At 32.4% G+C, this 9381-nt stretch carries 8 protein-coding genes and 1 pseudogene; 8 read left to right on the forward strand and 1 reads right to left on the reverse strand.

Going from position 1 to position 9381, the window contains the following annotated elements; all coding sequences use genetic code 11:
* Positions 1-194, reverse strand: a pseudogene (locus tag WBQ70_RS13760) (FemAB family protein); the annotation flags it as partial.
* 104 nt (positions 195-298) lie between these two features.
* Here WBQ70_RS13760 and WBQ70_RS13765 point away from each other — a divergent pair.
* The 8 genes from WBQ70_RS13765 to WBQ70_RS13800 form a co-directional block, all read left to right on the forward strand.
* The gene (locus WBQ70_RS13765; RefSeq protein ID WP_423915200.1) at positions 299-1084 is read left to right on the forward strand and encodes a TrmH family RNA methyltransferase; all 786 of its coding nucleotides are present in this window, start codon (positions 299-301) and stop codon (positions 1082-1084) included.
* A 174-nt stretch (positions 1085-1258) separates the two neighbouring features.
* Positions 1259-3478, forward strand: a complete 2220-nt coding sequence (locus WBQ70_RS13770; protein ID WP_423915202.1) for a RelA/SpoT family protein — start codon at positions 1259-1261, stop codon at positions 3476-3478.
* Positions 3479-3591: 113 nt separating this feature from the next.
* On the forward strand, positions 3592-4080 hold the full coding sequence (locus tag WBQ70_RS13775) for a Fur family transcriptional regulator (protein WP_423915203.1): 489 nt from the start codon (positions 3592-3594) through the stop codon (positions 4078-4080).
* An 80-nt stretch (positions 4081-4160) separates the two neighbouring features.
* Complete coding sequence (locus WBQ70_RS13780) at positions 4161-5432, forward strand: adenylosuccinate synthase (RefSeq protein ID WP_423915205.1); 1272 nt, start codon at positions 4161-4163, stop codon at positions 5430-5432.
* A gap of 54 nt (positions 5433-5486) precedes the next feature.
* Positions 5487-6068 (forward strand): GDP-mannose pyrophosphatase NudK, encoded by a 582-nt coding sequence (nudK, locus tag WBQ70_RS13785; protein WP_423915207.1) that lies wholly within the window; start codon positions 5487-5489, stop codon positions 6066-6068.
* A 343-nt stretch (positions 6069-6411) separates the two neighbouring features.
* Positions 6412-7005, forward strand: a complete 594-nt coding sequence (locus WBQ70_RS13790) for a helix-turn-helix domain-containing protein (RefSeq protein ID WP_423915209.1) — start codon at positions 6412-6414, stop codon at positions 7003-7005.
* An 86-nt stretch (positions 7006-7091) separates the two neighbouring features.
* Positions 7092-7535 carry a response regulator gene (locus tag WBQ70_RS13795; protein ID WP_423915211.1) on the forward strand — a complete coding sequence of 148 codons (444 nt, stop codon included), beginning with the start codon at positions 7092-7094 and terminating at the stop codon, positions 7533-7535.
* 455 nt (positions 7536-7990) lie between these two features.
* The coding region (locus WBQ70_RS13800) for an alpha-amylase family glycosyl hydrolase (RefSeq protein ID WP_423915213.1) at positions 7991-9381 on the forward strand (1391 nt) is incomplete at its 3' end.

Here is a 9381-nt window from a genome sequence, read left to right on the forward strand (position 1 = left end):
ACTCTATTAGCAGGTAATACAGCTACCAACTTTTCATTATCAAAAACCATCAACGAATAATCCTCAAATCGATCTTGATGGTATTCCATAAAATCTCTATGAAACAGAAAGGTTGCATTTTTGGCCTGACTTATAAAGTCATTCCATTGTTTATAATCTGATTTTTGATATTGTCTAACGGTATACTGATGCACTATGGTAGTTTTATAAACCGTGAAAATAAGACTTTTTATCGATTCTGTAAATTAAAATGGAAATCCTTTGTAACTTTGCTTTCTCTACTGATGTAATATTAAAAATGAAACAAATCACTTCCGTTCAAAATCCTTTTATAAAATCTTTGGTTTTATTACAAGAAAAAGCAAAAAACCGCAAACAGACAGGTACCTTTATCATCGAAGGGAAAAGAGAAATTGAAATTGCTATTAAAGGGGGATACGAAATTCAAACGGTTTTATTTTATCCTGAAATTTGCTCAGAAGAGGAAGCAAAAAAAATCACCAAAATAGCTGATTTTATTGAAATTAATAAAGATGTTTTTCAAAAATTAGCCTATCGAGATACTACCGAAGGAATTTTGGCTGTAGCCAAAACAAAATCGATGCAATTAACGGATTTGAAATTATCTGACAACCCGTTAATTATTATTGCCGAAGCACCTGAAAAACCAGGAAATATTGGTGCTTTATTACGTACCGCCGATGCAGCCAATCTCGATGCTGTCATTATAGCTAATCCCAAAAGTGATTTATACAACCCAAATATTGTACGTTCCAGCGTAGGTTGTTTGTTTACTAACCAAATTGCCACTGGAACTACAGAAGAAATTATAGCCTACTTACAAGAAAAAAAAATCAACTTTTATTGCGCTACACTACAAAACTCTACTTCGTATCACACACAAGACTACACCTCCCCTACCGCTCTAGTAGTGGGTACTGAAGCTACTGGATTAACTCAAGAATGGCGTGAAGCAGCAACTCAAAACATCATTATTCCGATGCAAGGAGAAATAGACAGCATGAATGTATCAGTTGCCGCAGCTATATTAATTTTTGAAGCGAAAAGACAAAGAGGGTTTTAGTTTTTTTAGTCTTTAGTTAATCCAAAAGACGATGAACTAACAACTAAGATCTATTGGCTAAGACCATGGACTAAGAACTATTTGCTAAGCACTATGGACTATAAACTAAGGACTAAAAAACCACTTGCATATATGCCAACTTATGCTTATTTTTAGAAATTGAACCTGCCACTTATGATAGAAATTGACATTGAAAAAGAGAATAAAGCCATTGCGCAAGAATATAAAGAATTACTACGCATCAGTTACCAAACGTTAACAACTGAGGATAAAAAACTGATACGCAAGGCTTTTGATGTGGCGGTTGAAGCACATAAAGATCAACGTCGGAAATCAGGAGAAGCGTATATCTTTCATCCCATTGCAGTTGCAAAAATTGTGGCATCCGAAATTGGTTTGGGAGCTACCTCAATTGCAGCGGCTTTAATGCATGATGTTGTCGAAGATACACCTACGACCGTCAAAGATATCGAACGTTTATTTAATCCAAAAGTAGCACAATTAGTGGAAGGCTTGACCAAAATATCTTTGGTACAAAAAGACATGAAAGTGTCTATGCAAGCTGAGAATTTTCGTAAAATGTTATTAACCTTACACGATGATGTACGGGTAATCTTAATCAAAATTGCTGACAGGTTGCATAATATGCAAACGATGGATTCAATGGATGATTATAAACAAGAAAAAATAGCCTCTGAAACTTTATACATCTATGCCCCACTTGCCCATCGTTTAGGACTTTACAACATCAAAACAAAACTAGAGGATTTAGGATTAAAATATACAGAACCTGTTCTTTACAACGAAATTGTAAGTAAAATAAAAGAAACAAAAGAGCAACAAGACAATTATATTAAGGACATCTCATCAGTCCTGAAAGCATCTCTTGACGCTGAAAGTGTGGACTATATCATCAAAGGGAGACCTAAATCCATTTATTCTATTCATAGAAAAATGAAAGCTCAAAATGTATCTTTTGACGAAGTTTACGACAAATTTGCTTTGCGTATTGTTTACAAATCAAACCCACACGATGAAAAATTTATTGCTTGGAAAATCTATTCTGTTGTTACAGACCATTATAGACCAAGTCCAAGTCGTTTGCGTGATTGGATTTCCTCTCCAAAATCCACTGGATATGAAGCTTTACATATCACCGTAATGGGACCAAAAGGGCGCTGGGTCGAAGTACAAGTTCGTAGCGAACGTATGGATGAAATTGCAGAAAAAGGATACGCCGCTCATTATAAATACAAAAATGGAGAAACCGAAGAAAACGGACTCGATGTATGGCTTAATCTATTAAGAGAAGCCCTTGAAAATTCTGAAACTAGTGCTGTAGATTTTGTCGAAGATTTCAAAATGAACTTGTATTCTAAAGAAATCTACATATTTACTCCCAAAGGGGATATCAAATCATTACCCAAAGGAGCGACTTCGTTAGATTTTGCCTTTTCTATTCACTCTGAAATTGGTATAAAAACCAGAGGAACGAGAGTTAATGGTAAATTAGTACCTCTTAATTACGAATTAAAAAGCGGGGATCAAGTTGAAATCATCACCTCACAAAACCAAAAACCTACCGTAAACTGGCTCGATTATGTAACAACATCACGTGCCAAAAATAAAATTCGAAATGTATTAAACGAAAATACCAAGAAAATTGCGGAACATGGTAAAGAACTCCTTACCCGAAAACTTAAACATTTAAAAGTTACTTTAAATGAAAATACAGTCAACGAATTGGTTAATTTTTTCAATCTTAAAACAAGCTTAGATTTATTCTATCGCGTGGGTGTAGGCTCGATTGAAAACCAACAATTAAAAGATTATGCCGCTCAAAAAGGAAATACATTAATTAATTTCTTTAAAAATAAAATCAAGCGATCTGACAAAACCAACGATACTGAGATTCATAAACAAATATTGAATCACAATTATGACATGTTGGTTTTTGGAAAAGAGCAAGACAAACTCGATTACAAACTTTCGACTTGTTGTAATCCTATTCCTGGAGACCAAGTTTTTGGATTTGTGACGATCAATGACGGTATCAAAGTACACAAAAAAGATTGCCCTAATGCCATTTCGCTTCAATCCAATTATGCGTATCGCATTATGCCTGCTAAATGGATTGACTCCACCCGTCAAGAATTCAAGGCTATGCTCAATATTACAGGAATGGATACCCTTGGACTTACTAATGAATTGACGAAAGTCATTTCAAACAATATGAATGTTAACATTCAAAGTATTTCACTAAGCGGTGATGCAGGATTATTCAAAGGACAAGTAATCGTCATTGTTCAAAACAATAGCATATTGAAAAAATTAATAGACAATATTAAAAAAATTGATGGAGTAGACAAAGTATCAAGGGTTTATACTAATTAAAATAAGTCTGTTTTTAATTTAAAAAAAAATCAAGGAGATTTAATGCTTTCATTTTTCACAAAATTAAATTTAATCCTTACAACTATTAAAATAATAATTTATCTTTGCCGAATATGACACTCATTTCCACAGATAACAACAAAAACCAAGAAATTGTAAAAAATGTTTTTACAATGTATCTTGAAAACAAAGGACATAGAAAAACGCCAGAACGTTATGCTATTCTTCAGGAAATATACGATAGTGAAGAACATTTTGATGTAGAAAATTTATACATCAAAATGAAAAACAAAAACTACCGTGTGAGTCGTGCGACGCTATACAATACTATCGAATTGTTATTGGATTGTGCTTTAGTTCGTAAACATCAATTTGGACAAAATCAGGCACATTACGAAAAATCATATTTCGATAAACAACACGACCACCTTATCATGACAGACACTGGAGAGGTTGTTGAGTTTTGTGATCCAAGAATCCAAACGATTAAGAAAACTATCGAAGAGATTTTTGATGTTGAAATCACCAATCATTCCTTGTATTTTTATGGTGCCAAAAGAAAACCAAAAACTGACGAGGAAAAAGAAGAAGAAAACAATTAAAACATATTAGTTTATAAAGTGGTTAAGCCTAATTGTATTTAACCACCAAAAGGAATTAACGATTAAATAAAGAAATTAAAATGACCGTAGATTTATTATTAGGATTACAATGGGGCGATGAAGGAAAAGGAAAAATTGTTGATGTTCTTACCTCAAAATACGATATTATTGCTCGTTTTCAAGGTGGTCCAAATGCAGGACATACTCTAGAATTTGACGGAATAAAACACGTACTTAGAACCATTCCTTCTGGAATTTTCCATAAATCAGCGGTTAACGTAATTGGAAATGGTGTTGTTATTGACCCAGTAGTTTTCCAAAAAGAAATTGAAGGATTAGCTAAATTCAACATTGACATCAAAGCTAAATTGATCATTTCTAGAAAAGCACATTTAATCTTACCTACGCACCGTTTACTTGACGCAGCTTCTGAAGCTTCAAAAGGGAAAGCAAAAATCGGTTCTACACTTAAAGGTATTGGTCCAACATATATGGACAAAACTGGCAGAAACGGACTTAGAGTAGGTGATATCGAACTAGAAGATTTTAAAGAAAGATACCGTTCTCTTGCTGACAAGCACGAGGCAATGATTAAATTTTACGGTGTTGAATTAGAATACAACTTAGACGAATTAGAAGCTGAGTTTTTTGAATCTATCGAAGAAATCAAAAAATTAGATTTTATTGATAGTGAAGAATACATGCACCAAGCGCAAAAATCAGGTAAGGCAATCTTATGTGAAGGAGCTCAAGGTTCTTTATTAGATGTTGATTTTGGGACATACCCATTTGTAACATCATCTAACACTACTGCTGCTGGAGCTTGTACAGGTTTAGGAATTGCTCCTAACAAGATCAAAGAAGTTTATGGAATTTTCAAAGCCTATGTAACTCGTGTAGGTAGTGGACCATTCCCTACTGAACTTTTTGATGAAGATGGTTCGACTATGGCTAAAGTTGGTAACGAATTTGGTTCTGTAACAGGTAGACAAAGACGTTGTGGATGGTTGGATATCGTAGCTTTAAAGTATGCAATCCAAGTGAATGGAGTAACGCAATTAATGATGATGAAAGGTGATGTTCTTTCTGGTTTTGAAACTTTAAAGGTTTGTACTGAGTACAACTACAAAGGTCAAAACATAGCTCACTTTCCTTACAACATCGAGCCAGAGAATGTAACTCCTGTTTACAAAGAATTCAAAGGATGGAAACAAGATTTGACTGGAATGACTACTTATGATGAGTTACCAATCGAATTGAAAGAATATATTGAATTTATTGAAAAAGAAGTCGAAGTACCCATCAAAATTGTTTCGGTAGGGCCAGACAGAAAACAAACGATACTTAAATAACAAATCTACGCTCTGAATTTCAGAGCGTTTTTTTTGACTTATATTTTATTCCTTATGAAAAATCCTGAATTTAAAATTAAAAAAACCGAAATCCTATCTGACGATTGGTACCTGCTTAACAAAGTAACTTTTGATTATCAAAAAAAAGACGGTAACTGGATCACACAAAAAAGAGAAGTCTACGACCGTGGAAACGGAGCTGGAATTTTACTGTACAACAGAGAACTGAAAACAATTGTTTTGACTCGTCAATTTAGACTTCCAACGTATTACAACGGAAATCCATCTGGAATGATGATTGAGGTTTGTGCTGGTTTATTAGATAAAGATAACCCTGAAGAATGCATCATTCGTGAAACAGAGGAGGAAACAGGTTATCGTATTCAATCCGTTCAAAAAGTAATGGAGACTTTTGTGTCACCTGGTGCAGTAACAGAGACACTACATCTTTTTATTGGTGAATATGATGCTAGTATGAAAGTAAGTGAAGGAGGTGGTCTAGAACATGAACAAGAAGAAATTGAAGTAATTGAATGGCCTTATGACAAAGCCTATGATATGATTGCAACTGGCGAGATTAATGATGCAAAAACTATTTTGTTATTGCAATATGCTAAAATTAATTTAGGGTTATAATTAAATAAGTGACTATAAACAAACATTTTACACCTGAAACATACACCTTACCCGAATCCCCAAAACAGGCATAATTCCGTCGCCGTTTTGGGATTCATTTGAAGAGACTACATTATACCATTTAGTTTTACTCATGAGATTTCGTTGTTATCTCTACAGGATGTAAATCGTCTAACTATTTTTAATAAGTTCAAAAAGAAGTAAATTTAGATTGAATTTTATTCTAAGATAGTATCGTACAAATTACTTGCTTCCAAAAAACTAAGAATATACACGATTTTAAAAATTATAATCTAAAAAAAATATCCATTTATAAAAATATCCGCAAAACATTCTTTAAAAAATGAAACCAACAAAAATTTACATCAAAAATATGGCTTGTGAAAGCTGTAAAGTAGTCGTTACGGAAGCCCTTGAAGAATTGCATTTAACTCCTGTCAAAGTAGAACTTGGTGAGGTTGTTATTAAAGAGGAAATTAATGTAGAAAAAAAGCAAAAACTAAACCGCATTATTCAAAAAGTTGGATTGGAAATCGTTGAAAGCAAAGGTGGAATTTTGATTGAAAAAATAAAAAAATGTTGCCACGAGTATGTTAATGCCAATAGCTCGATAAAAATCAATATTTCAGATTATTTAACTAAAGAATTAAATTTAGATTATAACTATCTCTCAAATGCATTTTCAAATGTTACCTCTTGCACCATAATTAATTATATCAATGTGATAAAGATGGAAAAAGCTAAGGAAATGATTTTATTTGAAGAGTCAAATTTTTCTGAAATTGCTACTAAACTAAATTTCAGTAGCCTTTCGGCATTTTCTACTCAATTTAAAAAAATAACAGGATTTTCTCCCTCTCATTTTAAGAACTTAAAAAAAATAAGACGTAAGGCTATCCAAGAAATCAACGAAGAGCTAGAAGAAAAAAAACATTGAAATTTACAATATTCAACTTAAAAACATGAAATTATATTAAATTTAATAAGATATTTTTACATCATTAATTATATAAAAAAAAATGAATGAATGAAATAAATATCTTTTATGCTGATGATGACGAAGACGATTTAATGTTTTTTTATGATGCTGTTGAAAATGTTTCTAAAATCACACAAAAATTTATAAGTCTACATATTCACAAAAATGGCGAAAACCTTCTTAATAGTATCAAAGATAATATATCTAAAAAAGGTGTTGTTTTTTTAGATATAAATATGCCTAAAAAATCAGGATTTGATTTTTTAAAAGAAATCCGCAATGAATTATGTACTTATCAAATCCCTGTAATAATATATTCTACGAGTTCCAATAAATCTGATATTGAATTAAGTTATTCTCTAGGGGCAAATTATTTCGTTATTAAACCATACAAATTCAATGATTTAATAAAAATGATCCACAAAATAATCGAAATAAATTGGGACAATAACCCCATGGATATGAATAATTTTGTTTTAATAAAATAAGCTTGTGATCTTATACAGAAGTATCATTTTTAATGATACTTCTGTATTTTCAAGCACTATATAGGCAACTTTATATAGAATATTAATTCAGTTGAACTTATATCATTTAGTTGTAAAAAATTGTATTACACTAAATGAAAAGCATTTCAAAGATTACCTTCCCCTTCTTAATTTAAAAAAAATAAAGGATCATTAAAATTTATAAAGTGAAAATTTTATAAATACCAACCTAAATTCTATAATTTTCTTATACGGTAAATCATCCATCTTTGTAAAAAATAATAACAACATAAAATACAAATAAGATGAACACACAATTTGCAAAAGTAGGAAACACATATCCAAAACCAACTTTAAATAGAAAAGATGATCCATGGACAAAACGTCAAACTCTAAATTATTAAAAGAGAAATCTCAAATGTTGAATCTATCTTTTATACTAAAAAATTAAGAATATGGAAATGATAATTGAAAAAGTAGAGGGGATGGGAGCCATCGTTTCGGAGCAAGGGACTACGTTTAGAGTTTGGGCACCAAATGCTGATAAAGTTTTTGTTACAGGCTCATTCAACAATTGGGATAAAACTAAAAATGAGCTCACGCTAGAAGAAAATGGATATTGGTCTGAATTCGTTTTAGAAGCTAAAACTGGCGATGAATATAAATATATTATTCATAATGGAGAAGTAATTTTAGAAAGAAATGATCCCTATGCCAAAGAGATGACTAATAGTAATGGTAATAGTATCATCACAAATTTTGATATCCAGTGGGAAGATCAAGATTTTAAAATGAAATCTTGGAATCATTTAGTAATTTATGAATTGCATGTTGGTACTTTTAATAGAAAAGACTTAGAAAGTGTAGCAACATTTGATTCCATAATTGAAAAGATTCCTTACTTAAAAAAATTAGGTATTAACTGTGTAGAAGTACTTCCTATTGCAGAATTTGCAGGAGGTATTTCTTGGGGATACAATCCATCTTATCCCTTCGCAATCGAACGTGACTACGGAGGAGCTGAAGCTTTTGCAAGGATGGTAAATGAATTTCACAAAGCAGATATTGCCGTGATTCTAGATGTTGTTTACAATCATTTTGGGCCATCTGATATGGATTTGTGGCAATTTGATGGGTGGTCTGAAAATGATAAGGGTGGAATTTATTTCTATAACGACCATCGATCTATTACACCTTGGGGAGATTCAAGACCTGACTATGGTCGAGAAGAAGTAAGAAGATACATTAGAGATAATGCGATGATGTGGATTGAAGACTATCATTGTGATGGTTTACGCATGGATGCAACATCTTATATACGCTATGAAGGTGGTGGTTTAGGTTATGACAGTGAAATACCCGAAGGAAATCTGCTCATGAGAGATATTAACGCCGAAATCAATGCTAAATATCCTGGTAAACTGACTATTGCAGAAGATTTAAAAGGGCATGATTTAGTAACTCTTGCCACAGAATATGGAGGTATTGGTTATGGTTCTCAGTGGGATATGAATTTTGTACATCCCGTAAGGAAATTTCTAATTGAACAAGGAGATGAATATCGCGATATGCAAGCGCTCGTAGATGCTATTTTATTTAAATACAACAACAATGTCTTTGAAAGAGTTATTTACACCGAATCTCATGATGAAGTTGCAAATGGTAAGGCACGTGTACCTGAAGAAATTGAGCCTGGAAATGCAGATAGTTTCTTTGCAAAAAAGAGAGCCATATTAGGTCTAACAATCACTTTGACATCACCTGGAATTCCAATGCTGTTTCAAGGACAAGAATTTATAGAAGATGAGTATTTTAAAGATTCTGAAGCACTAGATTGGACCCAAAA

This window comes from Flavobacterium sp., assembly GCF_049590715.1.
In the GTDB taxonomy this organism is placed as follows: Bacteria; Bacteroidota; Bacteroidia; order Flavobacteriales; family Flavobacteriaceae; genus Flavobacterium.